General features: G+C 61.5%; 23 protein-coding genes. 5 read left to right on the top strand and 18 right to left on the bottom strand.

The features are described 5' to 3' along the window. Positions 1-31: 31 nt before the first annotated feature. Entirely contained in the window at positions 32-700 is a 669-nt protein-coding gene (locus LOY50_RS17140; protein WP_258688618.1) for an HAD-IA family hydrolase, read from the top strand. A gap of 129 nt (positions 701-829) precedes the next feature. Here the strand turns inward: LOY50_RS17140 and ppnN are convergent, their stop codons facing one another. Then, positions 830-2,203 (bottom strand): nucleotide 5'-monophosphate nucleosidase PpnN, encoded by a 1,374-nt coding sequence (gene ppnN / locus LOY50_RS17135; RefSeq protein WP_253475930.1) that lies wholly within the window; start codon positions 2,201-2,203, stop codon positions 830-832. A gap of 217 nt (positions 2,204-2,420) precedes the next feature. Here ppnN and LOY50_RS17130 point away from each other — a divergent pair, with 217 nt between their 5' ends. Further along, positions 2,421-2,954 carry a DUF3087 family protein gene (locus tag LOY50_RS17130; RefSeq protein WP_214511968.1) on the top strand — a complete coding sequence of 178 codons (534 nt, stop codon included), beginning with the start codon at positions 2,421-2,423 and terminating at the stop codon, positions 2,952-2,954. A gap of 4 nt (positions 2,955-2,958) precedes the next feature. Here the strand turns inward: LOY50_RS17130 and LOY50_RS17125 are convergent, their stop codons facing one another. The 10 genes from LOY50_RS17125 to LOY50_RS17080 all read right to left on the bottom strand — a co-directional run bounded on the left by LOY50_RS17125 (position 2,959) and on the right by LOY50_RS17080 (position 12,039). Next, positions 2,959-3,429, bottom strand: a complete 471-nt coding sequence (locus tag LOY50_RS17125; protein WP_253475927.1) for an arsenate reductase ArsC — start codon at positions 3,427-3,429, stop codon at positions 2,959-2,961. A 141-nt stretch (positions 3,430-3,570) separates the two neighbouring features. Next, positions 3,571-3,750, bottom strand: a complete 180-nt coding sequence (locus LOY50_RS17120; RefSeq protein ID WP_003203031.1) for a general stress protein — start codon at positions 3,748-3,750, stop codon at positions 3,571-3,573. Between the two features lie 128 nt (positions 3,751-3,878). Then, positions 3,879-4,442 carry an ATP-dependent Clp protease proteolytic subunit gene (locus tag LOY50_RS17115; RefSeq protein WP_014337800.1) on the bottom strand — a complete coding sequence of 188 codons (564 nt, stop codon included), beginning with the start codon at positions 4,440-4,442 and terminating at the stop codon, positions 3,879-3,881. Between the two features lie 116 nt (positions 4,443-4,558). Next, a complete protein-coding gene (locus tag LOY50_RS17110; RefSeq protein ID WP_253475924.1) occupies positions 4,559-5,614 on the bottom strand; it encodes a DNA topoisomerase IB in 1,056 nt (351 codons plus the stop codon). A 182-nt stretch (positions 5,615-5,796) separates the two neighbouring features. Continuing rightward, positions 5,797-6,633 (bottom strand): IS3 family transposase, encoded by an 837-nt coding sequence (locus LOY50_RS17105; RefSeq protein WP_258688422.1) that lies wholly within the window; start codon positions 6,631-6,633, stop codon positions 5,797-5,799. Beyond that, complete coding sequence (locus tag LOY50_RS17100) at positions 6,630-6,935, bottom strand: transposase (RefSeq protein WP_038858942.1); 306 nt, start codon at positions 6,933-6,935, stop codon at positions 6,630-6,632. Before LOY50_RS17100 ends, LOY50_RS17105 begins: the two co-directional genes overlap by 4 nt. 173 nt (positions 6,936-7,108) lie before the next feature. Further along, positions 7,109-8,188: a molybdenum ABC transporter ATP-binding protein gene (gene modC, locus LOY50_RS17095; RefSeq protein WP_214511971.1), complete on the bottom strand. Its 1,080-nt coding sequence runs from the start codon at positions 8,186-8,188 to the stop codon at positions 7,109-7,111. 3 nt (positions 8,189-8,191) lie between these two features. Further along, the gene (modB, locus tag LOY50_RS17090) at positions 8,192-8,872 is read right to left on the bottom strand and encodes a molybdate ABC transporter permease subunit (protein ID WP_014337803.1); all 681 of its coding nucleotides are present in this window, start codon (positions 8,870-8,872) and stop codon (positions 8,192-8,194) included. Next, on the bottom strand, positions 8,873-9,625 hold the full coding sequence (gene modA, locus LOY50_RS17085) for a molybdate ABC transporter substrate-binding protein (protein WP_258688607.1): 753 nt from the start codon (positions 9,623-9,625) through the stop codon (positions 8,873-8,875). Positions 9,626-10,968: 1,343 nt separating this feature from the next. Beyond that, positions 10,969-12,039: a nitronate monooxygenase family protein gene (locus tag LOY50_RS17080; RefSeq protein ID WP_258688603.1), complete on the bottom strand. Its 1,071-nt coding sequence runs from the start codon at positions 12,037-12,039 to the stop codon at positions 10,969-10,971. A gap of 149 nt (positions 12,040-12,188) precedes the next feature. Between LOY50_RS17080 and LOY50_RS17075 the strand changes: the two genes are divergently transcribed. Next, positions 12,189-12,677 carry a GyrI-like domain-containing protein gene (locus LOY50_RS17075; protein WP_258688601.1) on the top strand — a complete coding sequence of 163 codons (489 nt, stop codon included), beginning with the start codon at positions 12,189-12,191 and terminating at the stop codon, positions 12,675-12,677. On the opposite strand, the gene ada is transcribed toward LOY50_RS17075, so the two are convergent. From ada to LOY50_RS17050, 5 genes are all read right to left on the bottom strand, one after another. Continuing rightward, entirely contained in the window at positions 12,641-13,714 is a 1,074-nt protein-coding gene (ada, locus tag LOY50_RS17070) for a bifunctional DNA-binding transcriptional regulator/O6-methylguanine-DNA methyltransferase Ada (protein ID WP_003203015.1), read from the bottom strand. The genes LOY50_RS17075 and ada overlap by 37 nt on opposite strands. 88 nt (positions 13,715-13,802) lie before the next feature. Further along, complete coding sequence (alkB, locus tag LOY50_RS17065) at positions 13,803-14,483, bottom strand: DNA oxidative demethylase AlkB (protein ID WP_258688598.1); 681 nt, start codon at positions 14,481-14,483, stop codon at positions 13,803-13,805. After that, positions 14,470-15,189, bottom strand: coding sequence for a 2OG-Fe(II) oxygenase (locus tag LOY50_RS17060; RefSeq protein ID WP_258688596.1), 720 nt, complete (start codon positions 15,187-15,189; stop codon positions 14,470-14,472). Before LOY50_RS17060 ends, alkB begins: the two co-directional genes overlap by 14 nt. A 384-nt stretch (positions 15,190-15,573) precedes the next feature. Beyond that, positions 15,574-15,744, bottom strand: coding sequence for a hypothetical protein (locus LOY50_RS17055; protein ID WP_014337809.1), 171 nt, complete (start codon positions 15,742-15,744; stop codon positions 15,574-15,576). 29 nt (positions 15,745-15,773) lie between these two features. Beyond that, on the bottom strand, positions 15,774-16,076 hold the full coding sequence (locus LOY50_RS17050) for a DUF1883 domain-containing protein (protein ID WP_014337810.1): 303 nt from the start codon (positions 16,074-16,076) through the stop codon (positions 15,774-15,776). A 203-nt stretch (positions 16,077-16,279) separates the two neighbouring features. Here LOY50_RS17050 and LOY50_RS17045 point away from each other — a divergent pair, with 203 nt between their 5' ends. Continuing rightward, a complete protein-coding gene (locus LOY50_RS17045; protein ID WP_003203007.1) occupies positions 16,280-16,630 on the top strand; it encodes a hypothetical protein in 351 nt (116 codons plus the stop codon). Positions 16,631-16,739: 109 nt separating this feature from the next. Beyond that, positions 16,740-16,970, top strand: a complete 231-nt coding sequence (locus tag LOY50_RS17040; protein WP_018605985.1) for a hypothetical protein — start codon at positions 16,740-16,742, stop codon at positions 16,968-16,970. On the opposite strand, the gene LOY50_RS17035 is transcribed toward LOY50_RS17040, so the two are convergent. Both LOY50_RS17035 and LOY50_RS17030 read right to left on the bottom strand, forming a co-directional pair. Further along, entirely contained in the window at positions 16,971-17,252 is a 282-nt protein-coding gene (locus LOY50_RS17035) for a hypothetical protein (protein WP_014337812.1), read from the bottom strand. A 115-nt stretch (positions 17,253-17,367) separates the two neighbouring features. Then, positions 17,368-17,583, bottom strand: a complete 216-nt coding sequence (locus tag LOY50_RS17030) for a hypothetical protein (protein ID WP_214511978.1) — start codon at positions 17,581-17,583, stop codon at positions 17,368-17,370. Positions 17,584-17,736 lie beyond the last annotated feature (153 nt).

Below are 17,736 nucleotides of genomic sequence, written 5' to 3'. Positions count from 1 at the left end.
CATCACCCGCCACGCCGCCACCGAGGATCCGATGCCTGCCAGTCTCCCCACCCACATTGCCTACCGCGCCTTCCTGTTCGACATGGACGGCACTCTGCTCAATTCCATCGCCGCCGCCGAGCGGATCTGGACGCGCTGGGCCCTGCGCCATGGCGTGGACGTGGCGACGTTCCTGCCGACGATCCATGGCGTGCGCGCCATCGACACCATCGCCCGCCAGCGCTTGCCGGGGGTGGATGCCCAGGCCGAGGCCGAGCAGATTACCCGCGAGGAAATCGAAGACGTTGAAGGGGTGGTGCAGGTGCTCGGTGCGCAGGCCTTTCTGAACAGCCTGCCGCCAGAGCGCTGGGCAATCGTCACCTCAGCGCCCATGGCATTGGCCTTGCGCCGCATGGAAGCCGCCGCAATTCCACGCCCTTTGGTCATGGTCACGGCCGAAGACGTCAGCGACGGCAAGCCCAACCCCGCCTGCTATCGCCTGGCCGCCGAGCGCTTGCAAGTGGCACCGCAGGAATGCCTGGTCTTTGAAGACGCAGAGGCGGGCATCCAGGCAGGCGAGGCGGCCGAGGCGGATGTGCTGGTGGTGACGGCGACGCATACGCACCCGGTGGTCACCCTTCATCCGCAGATCAAGGATTACCTTGGGCTCGGCATTGAAGTGGATGAAGCCGGCCTGATGCGGCTGACCCCGACTCTGTGACCACAGCAGAACTCCTGTGGGAGCGAGCTTGCTCGCGATAGCGGTGGTTCAGCTTGCATCTGTGCTGAATGTGCCGCTGTCATCGCGAGCAAGCTCGCTCCCACATTGGATTTGTAGTCCTCAGATAGGTCAGGTCACCACGCGATAGCACGGCACATACGCCGCGCCACCCGGCAGTTTCATGCGGTGCTGGGCGACGAAGGCCTGGAGCAGGCGGTCGAGGGGTTCCATGATGGCGGTGTCGCCGTGGATCTCGTACGGGCCGTGTTCTTCGATCAGGCGGATGCCCTTGTCCTTGACGTTACCGGCCACGATCCCCGAGAACGCCCGGCGCAGGTTGGCGGCCAGTTCGTGGGCGGGCAGGTCGCGGCTCAGGCCCAGGCTGGCCATGTTGGCGTGGGTCGGGTCGAACGGGCGCTGGAAGCCCTCGTCGATCTTCAGCAGCCAGTTGAAGTGGAAGGCGTCGTTGCGCTCGCGGCGGAACTGCTTGACCTCCTTGAGCCCCTGGGTCATCTGCCGCGCCACTTCGGCCGGGTCGTCGATGATGATCTGATAGTGCTTCTGCGCCGCCTCACCCAGGGTCGCACCGACAAACGCATGCAACTGATCGAGGTACGGCGCGGCGCTTTTCGGCCCGGTGAGAACCACCGGGAACGGCAGGTCCTGGTTGGCCGGGTGCATCAGGATACCCAGCAGGTAGAGGAACTCTTCCGCCGTACCAGCGCCACCCGGGAAGATGATGATGCCGTGACCGACACGTACGAAAGCCTCGAGGCGTTTCTCGATGTCCGGCAGGATCACCAGCTCATTGACGATCGGGTTCGGCGCCTCGGCGGCGATGATGCCCGGTTCCGTCAGGCCCAGGTAGCGACCGCCGTGGATGCGCTGCTTGGCATGGGCAATGGTGGCGCCTTTCATCGGGCCTTTCATCACGCCAGGGCCGCAACCGGTGCAGATGTCCAGGCTGCGCAGGCCCAGTTCGTGGCCGACTTTCTTGGTGTATTTGTATTCTTCGGTGTTGATCGAGTGACCGCCCCAGCACACGACGATTTTCGGCTCCACGCCTGGACGCAAGGTGCGGGCGTTGCGCAGCAGGTGGAACACGTAGTCGCTGATGCCCTGGGACGAGCTGAGGTCGATGCGCTGGCTGTCCAGCTCGTTCTCGGTGTAGACGATGTCGCGCAGGGCGCTGAACAGCATTTCCCGGGTGCTGGCGATCATTTCGCCGTCGACGAACGCGTCGGCCGGCGCGTTCAGCAGCTCCAGGCGCACGCCCCGGTCCTGCTGGTGAATACGGATTTCGAAGTCCTTGTAGGCTTCCAGGATGGTCTTGGCGTTATCAACATGGGCGCCGGTGTTGAGGATGGCCAGGGCGCACTGGCGGAAGAGGGTATAGATACTGCCGGAACCGGCTTCGCTCAATTGCTGGACTTCGCGCTGGGACAAGGTCTCCAGGCTGCCTTTGGGGCTTACCGAGGCGTTGATTACATGTCTTTGAGTCATTCAGCTTTCCTTGAAAACGATGCCATGCACACAACGACGGCATCTTGAAAAAAACGTCCACGTAGAAAGATCGCACGATCCTTGCGCTATCGCCATGGACTTTGATCCGGACCCGGCGAGTCGGTTGCGCTACAAAATGAGCTCCAGCATAGCTAAATCGACCGGGCAGGCGATAATGCGTGACTCTTTTGATGCCGTACAAGGAAATTGCACCGCGATGTTCGAGATCAAACCGTGGGATGGCGACACGTACCGCAAGCAGACTCGCCGCAGCACCCTGATCATCGCAGTGGTGTTCCTGGCCCTGGCGATGCTGCTGTCCAGCCTGAGCGTGATGCTGCTGGGCACGCCCGGGGGCGATAACTTTCGTTTCAATCTCGGCGGGGTGATTGTCGCGGTGCTGGCGATGGCTGCGCTGATGCGCCTGTATTTCTGGTCGCAGCCGTGGATGGCCGCTGCCGTGTACGGCTGGCAGCTCAAGCGCAGCCTGATGAAAATCACCAACGTGATGCACCAGGTGACAGCTGGCGTGCAGGCCCAGGACCCCATCGCCATGAAGCTGCTGCGTTTCTATCACCTGGGGCTGGCCCAGATGCATCAGCTGGACGCCAACTCCAGCGCCCAGGGCTCCCTGGCGCGAGAGGCCGACGCGCACCTGGCGAAGATGCAGGCGCTGGGCCTGGACACCGAACAGTCGCGCCTGGAGGCGAGCTGGATCGAGACGGTGAAGCAGGCCTATCGCGCAGGTTGAGCGGTCAGAGGGTGCCGATGCGGTCGAGTTCGGCTTTCAGGGCCTGGGCATCGAGCTGGTCGAAGGGCAGGGCAAAAAAGGCCCGGCAGCGGCTTTCGATACGATCCAGGGTGGCATGGAAGGCCTGGCCGATCTGATCGTCGCTGCCTCTGACGTTCGATGGATCGACCAGGCCCCAGTGGGCCTTGATGGCCGGGCCGAAGTACACCGGGCACGCATCGCGGGCGGCGCTGTCGCACACGGTGATGACGATGTCCGGCGGGCTGTCCTCGAACGCGTCGTTACCCTTGCTGCGCAAGCCTTTTATGCTGATACCGGCTTCTTGCAAGGTGCTCAGGCTGCGCGGCAGCACGTGGCCCTTGGGGAAACTGCCGGCACTGACGGCCTCGAACCCGGCCGGGGCCAGATGGTTGAACATCGCTTCGCTGAGAATGCTGCGGCAACTGTTGGCTGTGCACATGAAGAGGACTTTCATCGATCGGCTCCGATAAGCGCAAGGTTGGGCTGCGCCGGAGTATATGCGGACAATCGAATATATGGAATTTCGTATTTGTAGCGAGGGCGAGAGCGGATAGCGCCGGGGCGCAGTACGTCTGCGCCCCAACGATCTGGGTGGTTACGATTTTCTGCCGCCGCCTTGGCTGCGTTCGCTACCTTTGTTACCGGCTCCAGTGCCTTTTTGCCGGTCGTTGGCAACGTTGCCGCCCGACGCCTGTCCGCCTTTCTTGCCGGCTTCCGATGCTTTTTCACGATCATTTGCGAAGTTGCCTGGGTTTTTGTTTCCGCTACTGGCCATTTTCGAGAATCCTCATTTTTGGTTGAGCGAGCAACGTGCCTCGCATTAGTTGGGAAAGAAATTGGCCGGGGGAAGTTTAAAAAAAAACCGCTTGCTGGCGACGAATGGTCGGCCGCCCGACTTCACTTCTAATCCTCGCCGCCGCTGACTTTCCAATGCTTGGCATCTGCCGGGAATACCACTTGCTCGACCCGATGGGCAATGCCGAAAGCCAGGGAGTTTTCCGCCGGAATCACCCGCTCTTCGGCGCACAGGCATTTGAAGATATCCAGCTGCGTCGCCGCGCCAGCGGTTTCCTTGACGTAGATTTCCACGTAGCGCGCCACGTCGTTGTCCAGGCTGGACAGGTACTCGCGCAAGCGTGAGTGGTCCACGGATTTCTGGCCGAAGTACCAGTTCATCGGATGAATCAGGAACCGCGAATGCGGGGTGGTGGTGCGGTCGCTGGCGGCCAGGTACATGACGATGCCCATCGACTCGATGTTGCCGGCGTTCACCGCACGTACCGGTACCGGCAGGGACTTGATGAAGGTGTAGAGGGTGAAACCGAAGTTGGTACTGCCGCCGACTGTGGAGAGATTGAGCATCAGCGAGTCGGCGCCTTTCTCAATGGCCTCCAGGCAGTTGTCGCGAAAGCGTTCGGTGGTGCCCTGATCGATCTGGCAATGAAAATGGACAATGTGTTCGGACATCTGAAACTCCTGTCGACTTCACCCTTTGAAGTGCCTGCGGATCGGCTGTGCCGTACAGTTGGGAGTCCAGCGGTCTGCGGATGTTCCTCATCCGTGGCTGGCTGCCGGTGAGCGCATCAAGCCGGTTGCTGTTGTTCGCATTTCTGGGCGGCTTGGGTCATGCGCTGCAGAAATAGCGTCAGCCCGGCTTCTTCTGCGCTGAGGCCTTTACGTGCCCGGGGTTTGGGCAACTGGGTCAGGGCACCGAGCAGGAAACCCTCCACCACCGCAGGATGAATGTAGCACTTGCGACAGACGGTCGGCGTGTTGCCCAGCTGTCGGGCGACTTGCCTGACCATCTCGGCGACATGCCTTTTGGCCTCGCTTTCGGTTTCCCAGCGCAGCGTCCGCAACCCGGCCAGAGCGGCAGCACTGCCGGCCCAGGTGCGGTAGTCCTTGGCGGTGAAGTCAGCGCCAGTGAGGGTCTTGAGGTAGGCGTTGATGTCCGAAGAACTGATGGCGTGGCGCTCGCCGTGTTCGTCCAGGTACTGGAACAGATTTTGCCCGGGGATCTCCTGGCAGCGCTTGATGATCCGCGCCAGGCGCCGGTCCTTCACGGTGATCTGGTGCTCGATGCCGCTCTTGCCGCGGAACTGGAAGGCGATGGCGCTGCCGTTGACCTCGACATGCTTGTTGCGCAGGGTCGTCAGGCCATAGGAGCGATTGTCCCGGGCGTATTGGCTGTTGCCGACGCGGATCAGGGTCACGTCCAGCAGGGTGATGACCGTGGCCATGACTTTGTCGCGGCTGAACCCGGGCGTGGCGAGGATTTCCTCCAAGCGTTTGCGCAAGCGCGGCAGGGCTCGTCCGAATTCCAGCATCCGCGAATACTTGTCCGCATCACGGACCTCACGCCAGCGCGCGTGGTAACGGTACTGCTTGCGCCCGCGGGCATCGCGCCCGGTGGCTTGGAGATGGCCGCGCGGGTCGGTGCAGATCCAGACATCGGTGTAGGCCGGTGGCACCGCCAGGGCATTGATGCGCTGGATCTCGGCCGCGTCGGTGATGCGCTGGCCCTGTGGGTCGAAATAACAGAATTTGCCCCGCTGCTTTTTGCGGGTGATGCCCGGGGCCGTGTCATCGACATAATGCAGGTCGGCCGGCAGCGCATCCGGCGGCAGGGTGTCGGGCATGAAAAGAGTCCTTGGCAACGAATCCGGTGGCCTGTGAATTCATTGACCGCAGGCTGTTGCCGTCGTGCCAAGATTCTGAGGCTGCCGCCGCCGAACCTGTGGGAGATTCTGGGGCTGTCCCCACCGAACCTGTGGGAGCGAGCTTGAACTGGTCAAGTAAATCCGGACACCAGTTACGGTGTTTATGCTGCTTTTTGCTCCATGGCTATTGGCGATAGGTAGTCGTTGTAGCTGTGGAGCCTGGTGCGGTTGTAGTACATGAAGAAGCGCACCATATCGGTTTGTGCTTCCTCGCTCGTGCTGTAACCGTTGCGAGGGACCCATTCTGACTTCAGGGTGCCGAAAAAACGTTCTGTTGGAGCATTGTCCCAGCACTGCCCGCGATGACTCATGCTTTGCAAAATGCCATTGCGCATCAACTCTTCTTGAAACTTGCGGCTGGTGTACTGACAGCCCTGATCCGAATGAAACATCAATCCAGGTGGGCATGTTCGAAGCTCTATCGCCATGCGTAACGCCTTGCTGACCAGGTTGGCGTCATTGATCAGCGAAAATGCCCAACCAATGACCCGGCGAGCAAACAAGTCGATAACGATGGCCAGATGAACCCAGCGTTTACCCACCATCAAGCTTGTAACGTCGCCACACCAGACCTGATTGACCACGGTCGGCTTGAAATTACGCTTGAGCAGATTGGGTGCGACAAATGCTTCAACTCCTTTGGACCTGAATGGATGAGGCTGGCGTTGTTTACTGACAATGTTGGCTTCCCTCATCAGTGTTCTAACAAGGCTTCTGCCGACCGCTATGTTTTGGGCCTTCAGATGCTTGCTGATCGTTCTGGACCCCATGGCTTCCCGGCTTTCGCTGTGCAGTTCAACCACCTTCCCCTTGAGTTCTTCGCGCTCGATCTTAGGCCGCGAGAGCCGCTGTAGCCACTCGTAAAAGCTGCTGCGCTTCACATCGAAAACGCGACACAGGATGGCGGTCGGGAATGACTCTCTTAGCTCCGCGATCATCGAAAACGATCGGGATCCGACATCAAGAGAGCGGTAGCCTTTTTTAAGATTTCGGCTTCCATTTCCATGCGTTTGATCTTGGCTTTCAGATCCTGAATCTGCCGTTGATCCTCAGTAATGGCCTTGGTGCCTTGAACTGGCTGACCTTTTTGTTCCTTGCGAACCTGGTCCACCCACCGTCGTAACGCGGTAGCACTGATGTCCAGCGACGCGCAGACTTCCTGTACTGAACAGTTGTCATCAATCACCATGCTGGCCGCACGATGTTTGAACTCGCGGGAAAAGACTCTTCTTTCTTTCATGGAACCTCCAAATTGGCGAAATCATATCGCCCTTAAGAGGTGTCCGGAATTATTAGGCCAGTTCAGCTTGCTCGCGATGGCGCCGGCACATTCAACCTTTATGCAAGCTGACTCACCGCTATCGCGAGCAAGCTCGCTCCCACAGGTTTGGGGTCACCTGAGAAGCTCGAATCCTACGCCAACACCGCCACCGCCTTGATCTGCGCCCATAACACCTGCCCTGGATGCAATTTCAGCTGATCGCGCGAATAGCGGGTGATGCGCGCCAGCAGCGGGGTGCCGGCGGCTTCCAGGCGGATCAGCACATGGGCGGCGTTGTCGGCCGCCTGTTCGCTGACCACGGTGACCGGCAGGCGATTGAGGATGCTGGTCTGGGCATCGTTCGCCAGGCTGAGGCTGACATCCCGGGCCTGGACCTTGAAACGCAGCGGCTGGCCGAGGGCCAGGGAGGTGTGGGCCACGCGTACGTTCAGTTGGCTGTCGGGCAGATTCAGGGTCAGCAATTGATAAGCCGGGTCATAACCGCTGACCTTGCCCTCGATCACCACTCCGGCGTCATCCCCCAGGGCCAATGGCAGGTCGAGCCGGGCCAGGGTTTCGCCGATCGGCCCACTGGCTAGCGCGCGGCCGCCGTCGAGCAGCACGATATGATCGGCCAGGCGCGCCACTTCGTCCTGGGAATGGCTGACATACAGCACCGGGATGTCCAGCTCATCGTGGAGCCGTTGCAGGTACGGCAGGATTTCGTTTTTGCGCCGGGTATCGAGCGCCGCCAGCGGCTCATCCATCAGCAGCAGTTGCGGGCTGGTGAGCAGGGCGCGGGCGATGCCCACCCGTTGGCGTTCGCCGCCGGACAGGTTGTGCGGCTGCCGATCGAGCAAGTGCCCGATGCCCAGCAGTTCGGTCGCCTGTTGCATGTCCACCCGCCGTTGTGCCGGCGCGATGCGCTTGAGGCCGAACGCCAGGTTGGCCCGTACCGACAGATGGGCGAACAGGCTTGCCTCCTGGAACACATACCCCACCGACCGTTTATGAGGCGGCACGAACACGCCGTGCTCACTGTCTTGCCAGACTTGGCCGTTGACCTCGATAAAACCCCGGGCCGGCCGCTCCAATCCGGCAATGCAGCGCAGGCAGGTGGTTTTGCCGGAGCCGGAAGGCCCGTACAGGGCGGTCACGCCACGGCCCGGCAGTTGCACATCCAGGTCCAGGGAAAAAGCCCCGTGGTCGAGCTGAAAACGCGCGTGAATCATCGATCAGCTCCAACCGGCACGGGTTCGACGGCTGGAGTACAGCGCCAGCAGCACCAGGAATGAAAACACCAGCATCGCCGCGGCCAGCCAGTGGGCCTGGGCATATTCCAGGGCTTCGACATGGTCGTAGATCTGCACCGACACCACCCGGGTTTTCTCCGGGATGTTGCCGCCGATCATCAGCACCACGCCGAATTCGCCGACGGTGTGGGCAAAGCCGAGAATCGCCGCGGTGATGAAGCCGGGGCGGGCCAGGGGCAGGATGACGCTGAAAAACGTATCCCAAGGCCCGGCCCGCAGGGTGGCGGCGACTTCCAGGGGGCGACTGCCGATGGCGGCAAAGGCGTTCTGCAACGGCTGCACCACAAACGGCATGGAATAGATCACCGAGCCGATCACCAGCCCGGTGAAGCTGAAGGTGAGGGTGCCCAACCCGAGGGCTTGGGTGAACTGGCCGATCCAGCCGTTCGGCCCCAGCGCTAGCAACAGGTAAAAACCGATCACCGTGGGCGGCAGCACCAACGGCAACGCCACCACCGCACCCACCGGCCCGCGTAGCCAGGAGCGGGTGCGCGACAGCCACAATGCGATGGGCGTGCCGATGAGCAGCAGGATCACCGTGGTCAATGACGCCAGTTTCAGGGTCAGCCAGATGGCGGCATAGTCGGCGCTGGTCAGTGGCATTTAGCGTTGGTAACCGTAGGTTTGGATGATGGCGGCGGCTTTCGGGCCCTTGAGGTAATCCACCAGGGCCGCGGCAGCGGGGTTGTCCCGGCCCTTGTTGAGAATCACCGCGTCCTGTTTGATCGGGTCGTGCAGTTCAGCCGGGACGATCCACGCCGAGCCGCCCGTCACTTTGCCGTCCTTGTACACCTGGGACAAGGCGACGAAACCGAGTTCGGCGTTACCGGTGGAGACGAATTGATAGGCCTGGGTGATGTTCTGGCCTTCGACGAGCTTGCTTTTCACCTGCGCGCTCAAGCCGAGCTTGTCCAGCACCTGAGTCGCGGCCAGGCCGTAGGGTGCGGCTTTCGGGTTGGCGATGGACAGGTGCTGGAAGTCGTTGCGCTTGAGCACCTGGCCCTGGCTGTCGACATAACCGTCCTTGGCTGACCACAGCGCCAGGGTGCCGACCGCGTAGGTGAAACGCGAGCCCTTGACGGTGTCGCCTTCGCTTTCGAGTTTGGCCGGGGTGGTGTCGTCGGCGGCGAGGAAGACTTCGAATGGCGCGCCGTTCTTGATCTGGGTGTAGAACTGCCCGGTGGCCCCGTAAGCCGCCACCAGCTTGTGCCCGGTGTCTTTTTCGAAATCGGCGGCGATGGCCTGGATCGGCGCGGTGAAATTGGCAGCGACCGCCACCTGCACCTCAGCGGCCTGGACGGCGCCAACGGTGAAGAGCGTGGTCAGCAGCAACGGTGCGAAACGGGTGAGGGGCATGGGTGAGGCTCCGTGGGGTCAGGTTCGCTATATACCGGAATATATAGCGAATGACCGACAAACGGAACGCGGCATTTTGCCTGGGGAGTGTGGATGCAGGGGCTGGCCCCATCGCGAGCAGGCTCGCTCCCACAGAGTTCTGTGGTGAACATAAATCCTGCTGCCACCTCAGGCCCCCTGTGGTGTACCCGGATGTGCCGGTTGCCCCCTATTCCCTGTGGGAGCCAAGCTTGCTCGCGATGACGGTGGGTCAGCTGGCATCCATTTTGAATGTGCTATCGCTATCGCGAGCAAGCTCGGCTCCCCCAGGTCCAGTGGTGTACCCGGATGTGCCGGTTGCCCCTTATTCCCTGTGGAAGCCAAGCTTGCTCGCGATGACGGTGGGTCAGCTTGCATCCATTTTGAATGTGCTGCCGCCATCGCGAGCAAGCTCAGCTCCCACAGGTCCAGTGGTGTACCCGGATGTGCCGGTTGCCCCCTATTCCCTGTGGGAGCCAAGCTTGCTCGCGATGACGGTGGGTCAGCTTGCATCCATTTTGAATGTGCTGCCGCCATCGCGAGCAAGCTCGGCTCCCCCAGGTCCAGTGGTGTACCCGGATGTGCCGGTTGCCCCTTATTCCCTGTGGGAGCCAAGCTTGCTCGCGATGACGGTGGGTCAGCTGGTATCCATTTTGAATGTGCTGCCGCCATCGCGAGCAAGCTCGGCTCCCACAGGTCCAGTGGTGTACCCGGATGTGCCGGTTGCCCCCATTCCCTGTGGGAGCGAGCTTGCTCGCGATGACGGTGGGTCAGCTTGCATCCATTTTGAATGTGCTACCGCTATCGCGAGCAAGCTCAGCTCCCACAGGTCCAGTGGTGTACCCGGATGTGCCGGTTGCCCCCTATTCCCTGTGGGAGCGAGCCTGCTCGCGATGACGGTGGGTCAGCTTGCATCCATTTCGAAAGTGCTGCCGCCATCGCGAGCAAGCTCAGCTCCCACAGGTCCGGTGGTGTGCCTGGATGTGCCGGTTGCCCCCTATTTCCTGTGGGAGCCAAGCTTGCTCGCGATGGCGGTGGGTCAGCTGGTATCCATTTTGAATGTGCTGCCGCCATCGCGAGCAAGCTCAGCTCCCACAGGTCCGGTGGTGTGCCTGGATGTGCCGGTTGCCCCCTATTCCCTGTGGGAGCCAAGCTTGCTCGCGATGGCGGTGGGTCAGCTTGCATCCATTTTGAATGTGCTACCGCCATCGCGAGCAAGCTCGCTCCCACATGGGGCCTGAGGTGGTCGCCGGATTTATGTTCACCACCGAACCTTGTGGGAGCGAGCTTGCTCGCGATAGCGTCCGATCAGGCGATGAAAGTTTTCAGGAGTCTGTTTTGTGGAGTCGGGCCAACGCCTCTTCGGCCAGCCGCCGCGTCAGCTCGGCCGTCGACAGTTCGCGGCCCAGCGGGAAGGCCTGGCCGGCCCAGAGGTTGCTGAAGTCTGCTTCGCCCTTGGCGCGCAACGGCATCAACGCGCCGCCCGCCAGGGGGAATGCCGGGGCCAGTGGGCTCATCGGGCCCACTTCGCGCATCACCCGGTTGACGATGCCTCGGGCCGGGCGACCGGTGAACAGGTTGGTCACAGCGGTCTGGCTTTCCTTGGCCGTGCGCAACGCGCGCTGATGGGAAGCGCTGATCTTCGCCTCGGGGGTGAACAGGTAGGCGCTGCCCAGTTGCACCGCCGAGGCTCCCAGGGCGAACGCCGCGACGATCCCCCGCGCATCGCCAATGCCGCCGGTGGCGATCACCGGCACCTTCACTGCATCCACCACCTGCGGCAGCAAGGCAAACAGCCCGACTTGGGTGTTGAGGTCGTCGCTGAGGAACATCCCGCGATGACCACCGGCTTCGTAACCCATGGCAATGATCGCGTCGCAACCATGCTGTTCCAGCCAGATGGCCTCCTCGACGGTGGTGGCCGAGGAAAGGATTTTCGCGCCAGTGGCCTTCACCCGATCCAGCAAGGATTTTTCCGGCAGGCCGAAATGGAAACTGACCACTTTGGGACGCATCTCTTCCAGCACCCGGCAGGCGGCATCATCGAAGGGCGTGCGGTTGGACACCGGGGTCGGCGCCTCGAAGTCGACGCCCAGTTCCTGGTAGTACGGCTTGAGCCGTTGCTTCCAGGCCGCGGCCCGCTGTTCGTCGAAGGCCGGCGGCTGGTGACAGAAAAAATTCACATTGAACGGTTTGTCGGTCTGTTCGCCGATGGTCGTCAGCGCCTGGCGCAGTTGCTCGACATCGAGCATCGCTGCCGGCATCGAACCCAGCCCGCCGGCATTGCACGTCGCGACCACCATGGCCGGCCCGGTCACCCCGGCCAGCGGCCCCTGGATGATGGGCAGCTCGATACCAAGCAGGTCAAGAATGCGAGTGTCTGGCCACTGGCTCATGTGCGGGGTCTCCGACGGCAGAAGGAAACAGCGTTTTTAGCAGGTGTGGGCCGGCGAGGGCCAGTCGAGTTTTTCAATCGAGCGCTGCGACTTGATCCCGACGGTGGGAGGGTTACCATGCGCGCTTCATACATAAAGGAGCCCAACCCATGGACGTGAAACTCAAGACCGTCGAACCCTTCACCGTGGCCGGTTTGCAGGTGCGCACCCGCAACACCGACGAGCAGCAGCCCGACACCGCCCGGATCGGCCCGATGTGGCAGCAGTTCTTCAACGAAGGGCTGTTCGACACGATTCCGGCCCGGCAGTCGGAGTCGTTCGTCTACGGGGTGTATTCCAATTACGAGTCCGATGCCACCGGCCACTTCGATGTGACGGCCGGGGTGCAGGTGGATGCGACCAGCGCAGGCTATCCCGCCGTGGACATCGAGGGCGGGGATTACCTGATGTTTGCGGCCAAGGGGCCGATGCCCGACTGCGTGATCCAGACCTGGGGCCTGATCTGGGCGTACTTCGCCGACAACCCGCAAGCTGTGCGGCGTTTCACCACCGATTTCGAGGTCTACAGTGGCCCCGATTCGGTGGCGATCTACATCGGCATTCAATCCCCGGACGAGCGTTCCAGCGCCAGCAACTGACGCTTGCGCTCCACGCCCCAGCGATAGCCCGACAGGTTGCCGTCGCTGCGTACCACCCGGTGGCAAGGGATCGCCACCGCCAGGCTGTTGGCGCCGCAGGCCTGGGCCACGGCGCGCACGGCCTTGGGCATGCCGATGCGCTGGGCGATCTCGGCGTAGCTGGCGGTGCTGCCCGCGGGAATGTCCCGCAACGCTTGCCAGACCCGCTCCTGGAAGGCGGTGCCGCGCAGGTCCAAGGGCAGGTCCAGGCCCAGGGCCGGCGCTTCGATGAAGCCAACCACCTGGGCGATCAATTGCTCGAACTCGCGGTCGGCGCCGATCAGGTTGGCCCGGCGGAATTTGTCTTGCAGGTCGCGCACCAACGCGTCCGGGTCGTCCCCCAGCAGGATCGCGCACACGCCACGCTCGCTTTGCGCCACCAGGATTGCCCCGAGGGAGCATTGGCCGACGGCGAAACGGATGTCGGTGTTCTGCCCGGCGGCGCGGTAGTCGGCGGGTTTCATGCCCAACACCTTGTCGGCTGCCTCATAAAAGCGGCTGTTGGAGTTGAAACCGGCGTCGTACAGCGCCTCGGTGATCGTGCCGCCATCGGCCAGGCGTTCGCGCACCTTGCGTGAGCGGTGGGCGGCGGCATAACCCTTGGGGGTCAGGCCGGTGACTGCCTTGAAGACCCGATGAAAATGGAAGGGGCTCAAGCCCGCGCTTTCTGCCAGTTCATTCAGGCCAGGCAGTTCCTCAGCCGCCTCGATCTGCCGGCAGGCGGCGGCAACCCGTGCCGCTTGTTGGGCGGCGATCTGGGTCTGGTCGCGGGCCACGCGCTTGCTGGGCCGGTAACCGGCTGCCTGGGCCTGTTCCGGCGTGTCGAAGAACTCGACGTTACGTGGGTTGGGCAGGCGTGACAGGCTGCTGGGATGGCAATAGATGCCGGTGGTTTTCACGCCATAGACGAAGGTACCGTCGGCGCGTGGATCGCGGGCGAGCACGGCGGCCCAGCGAGGATCCAGTTCAGGGGCGAGATTGTTCGAAGTGCTGTTCATGGTCGTTATGTCCATTGGCCCGTTTTGGCTACAGTAGCGAGCCATCCAAGTGACGACACTCCGGGTCTTGCGGTTGAATTCTGCACCTTCACCCGGCGGTGCGAAACGTCAGGTTGATCCGCTGGGCGCCCAGGCGCGGGTGCTGGCCTTCCTTGAGCGGCAACACGCCGTGGTAGCGCAACCGGTCGACGCCGCCCCAGACCACGATGTCGCCATGGAACAATGGGATGCGCAGGCTTTTGTCGCTGCGCTCGAAGCCGCCGAACTGGAACACCGCCGGCAAGCCCAGGGACATCGAGACGATGGGGGCGGCGAGGGAGCGTTCGTTCTTGTCCTGGTGCAGCGACATCCGCGCGCCGGGCACGTAGCGGTTGATCAGGCAGGCGTCGGGCTCGAAATGCTCGAAGTGCGCCTGCCGGGCGGCGGCCTGGGCCAGTTCGCGAAACACCGCCGGCATGTCGGGCCAGGGTTGGCCGGTCTGCGGGTCGTGGGCGGTGTAGCGATAGCCGCTGCGGTCGGTGGTCCAGCCCAGCGCACCGCAACTGCTCAAGGCCACCGACATGGTAAAGCCGCCGGGCGTGACCATTTGCCGGAACGGCGCCGCCTGCAAGACGCTTTCCAGCGCCGGCAGCAAGCGTTCGAGCCAGGGCAGGGCGAAGCCGCGCAGCACATACGCTTGCTGGCCGATCTGCTCGACCTGGCCAGGCGTGGTGGGTGCATGGTCGGCGAACAGGTCCAATGTGAGCGGTGTGTCATTACTGCGCATCATGAAAAATGATTCCCAAGGTGTGTCGCCTGCCGCTGTGCACGCAGCTGACGCCATGGCGCATGTTCACCCGATAATACCCGCGAACGCCTTTGACGGGCCGCTGGTGCACGGCAAACACCACGGCATCGCCCTGTTTCAGATCGAAGACCTGGGGCCGCGATTGCATGCGCGGGCGCTGTTCGGTGAGGACAAATTCGCCGCCGGTAAAATCCCGGCCCGGTTCCGACAGCAGGATCGCCACCTGCAGTGGGAACACCTGTTCGCCATACAGATCCTGATGCAGACAGTTGTAGTCCTGCGGACCGTATTGCAGCAACAACGGCGTAGGTCGCGATTGCCCGGCGGCGTGACAGCGCCGGATGAAGTCAGGGTGTTCGTGGGGGTAGCGCACTTCAATACCCATGTGTTCATTCCAGCGGTTCGCCAGCGGTACCAACGCCGGATACAACGACTGGCGCAACTGCTGGATGAGGTCGGGCAGCGGATAGCGAAAATACTGATACTCGCCGCGCCCGAACCCATGGCGGGCCATGATCACCCGCGAACGAAAAAGCCCGGGTTCGGCGTACAAGCCACTGAGTTCGCGACACGGCGTGGCCGGTAGCAGGTCGCGGATGATGGCGCTGCCGTTCTGATCGAGATTTTGCTCCAGGGTGGGCCAGTCAAGGTTGGCGAGGTGTTGGGGCAGGGAAGGCGTAGGGGGCACGATGGCAATCCTTGTTGGAAGGACTGTTCAGTCTGCGCAGTGCTGCGTTGCAGGGCACCCCGATTCTTGCGGTACGCAGCCATCCCTGTGGGCTCTGTAGGAGCTGGCGAAGCCTGCGATCTTTTGATCTTGATCTTGATCTTGATCTTGATCTTGATCTTGATCTTGATCTTGATCTTGATCTTGATCTTGATCTTGATCTTGATCTTTCGCTTGAGACTCAAATGTCTGGGGAAAGATCGCAGCCTCGTTGCACTCGACAGCTCCTACACAGCTCCTACACAGCTCCTACACAGCTCCTACAGAGCCGAGCGGGAGCAAGCTCCCTCGCCACAAGAGCATCGCGCTCACCTCGGTGCCACAAAAAACAATCAGGGTGTGTTGTTACAGCGCCTTGCTGACCTTGACGTCGCTGATCACATCGTCAGTTTCGCCGTGCAGCTTTTGCAATGCGGCCCTGGCTTCTTCCTCGGTGCCGGTTTCCAGTTGCGCGAATTCGAAGCGGCGTTCGTCGTTGAGCTTGTACTTGATGACGTATTTGGTCGTCTGGGCCACGGTTTTGCCTGTCTTGAATAAGGGGCGATTCAGCTCAGTTTCGAGCTGGAACGCCGGATGATTTTGATCTTGTGGGTCAGGGTCGGCTTGCGCGTGACGCTGATTGCACGGTGGCTGACGGTGTCGATGGTGATGTTCCAGAAACCGGTGCTAGGGGCAGTGATCCGGGCCGGGAAGGTGTCGAACGCGCCGCCGTGATACGTGTGCCGGCCGCCGTTCTTGAAGCTACGGAAGTTGGCGTCGTTCATCAAACGGATGTTGCACATTTGGGAGCATTCGATGACGACAATGTCGTCTTCGTTCAGGTGCTCGCGCTGGTGGATGAATTTCATGGGCGCCTCCAGAAGGGCTTTTTCTACAAAATCAAAACGATAGCAAGGGGCAATGATGCGCAGTTTATCAGCCCCGAGTGTTAATATCCGGCCCGCGCTCCAGGCTTTGTTCATTTATTGCAGGTTGCGGGAAAAATAAAGCGGTGTGGCGCCGGAGAAAAACGGTGCCTGCACTGTCGGAGGATCTTTATTGGAGGAATCATATGAAGCGCAGCGTGTGGGTGTTGGCATTGGCCATGAGTGGATGTGCATCGGTATCGGACATCAACCAGACGCCCCCCACCATGAGCGTCATCTCCGGAAAGAAACCTCACGAATATGCCAAGTGTGTTTCCGACAAACTGGCCAAAAGCCGTGGTCCGCTGCAAGTGGAGCCACACAAGAATGGCGTCCGATTGATCGTCCCGGGCAAACTGTCGACCCTGCCGGCGGCGGTGTTCGACATTGACGAACGCTCCAGCGGCAGCAGCATCAAGCTGCACGAAAGCATGTCCAATGTACCGGTGCGTCCGGGCGACGTGCAGGATGCGGCCAACGCCTGCATTTCCGGCTGATCACATTGCGCGCCTGACGAGCGGACCGGGCATCGGCTAAACTACTGCCCTCGACAAAAAATGCCGCCACGGTTCACGTTGGCGGCATTGTCATTTATGGAGCCAGTCGATGAAACGCGAGCAGGTGCGCGAGCGCCATGCAGAAGGTCTTATCTGTGCCACCCACGTGATTCAGAACCCGGCGAGCCCGGGCGAATGGATCGTGTTCTTCAAGAAAAGCGCCGGGCGCAGTTTTTTCCTGGTGGATGACCTGGACGAAGTCGAGTCCTTCGCCCGTCTCGATGAACTGATCGAAACCTTGCGCGGGCTGGGTATCAAGTTTGCCGAGATCCACATTTGATTACTTGCAGACCACCACGACACTGCGGCTGGTGAAGTTGCCGACGTCGACGCCCAGGGTCTTCTCGCTTTCCTTGGCCTGGGGCGTGCCGTCGGTGCCGACGATGCGGTAGCCGGTGCCGGCACAGGAAGCGTCAGCCTTTTCGTAGCACGTCGCCCAGGAGTTGGCCTCACCCGAGCAGTCAATGGCCAGGCCTTGCTCGCCGTTGTTCAGGTAGGTTTTTTCGGCCGAGGCACAGCCCGCCAAGGCCAGGACTGTAAACAGTGCCAGAAGTGTCTTCATGGGATCGTCATCAAGGAGGGAAGGGCAACGGCGAGATTATAGCGAATGGCCATTGCGGTACAGCTAAACCAGCCTCGCTCAATGCCGGGGAGACATTTACTAGAGGCTCGTCTGGTTATTTCTTGCGGCGGGGGCTGCGTGCGGGAGCTGTGGCGCGTTCTTTCTCCGCCGGGGCAGCGCGCTCATCCTGGAATACCGCGGCCACTTCCACCGCCATGGCCTTGCTGGGCAAGGGACCGGCGACCTGCTCGCCGTGGTAGTTGATAATCCACCACTGGCCGTCCTTGCCCTGGCTGACCGAATAACCGTTTGCGTTTCTTGTTGCCGACATCTAGCTGCCTCATTGGCGTGATCAAGGGCACCATGATACGTCAAATGCTCGCAAACAGCGCCTACTGGCGTACAGTGGGTCCGCTGCAGCCATCGAAACGAAAGGCGATTGAACTATCTGCCGTTTTTTATTTCTCTATGATGGCACCGGTTG

This window comes from Pseudomonas sp. B21-010 (genome assembly GCF_024749325.1).
GTDB lineage: Bacteria > Pseudomonadota > Gammaproteobacteria > Pseudomonadales > Pseudomonadaceae > Aquipseudomonas > Aquipseudomonas kilonensis.
The sequence above is the reverse complement of the archived record's forward strand: the minus strand, read 5'-3'. Positions and strand labels throughout refer to the sequence as shown.

Coding starts and splice junctions, on each gene's coding strand:
- ada (WP_003203015.1), bottom strand. CDS start 13,714: ATGAACAGCACTTCGAACAATCTCGCCCCTGAACTGGATCCTCGCTGG.
- modC (WP_214511971.1), bottom strand. CDS start 8,188: ATGATTCACGCGCGTTTTCAGCTCGACCACGGGGCTTTTTCCCTGGAC.
- LOY50_RS17100 (WP_038858942.1), bottom strand. CDS start 6,935: ATGAAAGAAAGAAGAGTCTTTTCCCGCGAGTTCAAACATCGTGCGGCC.
- LOY50_RS17075 (WP_258688601.1), top strand. CDS start 12,189: ATGGACGTGAAACTCAAGACCGTCGAACCCTTCACCGTGGCCGGTTTG.
- LOY50_RS17125 (WP_253475927.1), bottom strand. CDS start 3,429: ATGAAAGTCCTCTTCATGTGCACAGCCAACAGTTGCCGCAGCATTCTC.
- LOY50_RS17115 (WP_014337800.1), bottom strand. CDS start 4,442: ATGTCCGAACACATTGTCCATTTTCATTGCCAGATCGATCAGGGCACC.
- LOY50_RS17030 (WP_214511978.1), bottom strand. CDS start 17,583: ATGTCGGCAACAAGAAACGCAAACGGTTATTCGGTCAGCCAGGGCAAG.
- LOY50_RS17040 (WP_018605985.1), top strand. CDS start 16,740: ATGAAACGCGAGCAGGTGCGCGAGCGCCATGCAGAAGGTCTTATCTGT.
- LOY50_RS17045 (WP_003203007.1), top strand. CDS start 16,280: ATGAAGCGCAGCGTGTGGGTGTTGGCATTGGCCATGAGTGGATGTGCA.
- LOY50_RS17110 (WP_253475924.1), bottom strand. CDS start 5,614: ATGCCCGACACCCTGCCGCCGGATGCGCTGCCGGCCGACCTGCATTAT.
- LOY50_RS17035 (WP_014337812.1), bottom strand. CDS start 17,252: ATGAAGACACTTCTGGCACTGTTTACAGTCCTGGCCTTGGCGGGCTGT.
- alkB (WP_258688598.1), bottom strand. CDS start 14,483: ATGATGCGCAGTAATGACACACCGCTCACATTGGACCTGTTCGCCGAC.
- LOY50_RS17140 (WP_258688618.1), top strand. CDS start 32: ATGCCTGCCAGTCTCCCCACCCACATTGCCTACCGCGCCTTCCTGTTC.
- modA (WP_258688607.1), bottom strand. CDS start 9,625: ATGCCCCTCACCCGTTTCGCACCGTTGCTGCTGACCACGCTCTTCACC.
- ppnN (WP_253475930.1), bottom strand. CDS start 2,203: ATGACTCAAAGACATGTAATCAACGCCTCGGTAAGCCCCAAAGGCAGC.
- LOY50_RS17105 (WP_258688422.1), bottom strand. CDS start 6,633: ATGATCGCGGAGCTAAGAGAGTCATTCCCGACCGCCATCCTGTGTCGC.
- LOY50_RS17050 (WP_014337810.1), bottom strand. CDS start 16,076: ATGAAATTCATCCACCAGCGCGAGCACCTGAACGAAGACGACATTGTC.
- LOY50_RS17130 (WP_214511968.1), top strand. CDS start 2,421: ATGTTCGAGATCAAACCGTGGGATGGCGACACGTACCGCAAGCAGACT.
- LOY50_RS17120 (WP_003203031.1), bottom strand. CDS start 3,750: ATGGCCAGTAGCGGAAACAAAAACCCAGGCAACTTCGCAAATGATCGT.
- LOY50_RS17080 (WP_258688603.1), bottom strand. CDS start 12,039: ATGAGCCAGTGGCCAGACACTCGCATTCTTGACCTGCTTGGTATCGAG.
- modB (WP_014337803.1), bottom strand. CDS start 8,872: ATGCCACTGACCAGCGCCGACTATGCCGCCATCTGGCTGACCCTGAAA.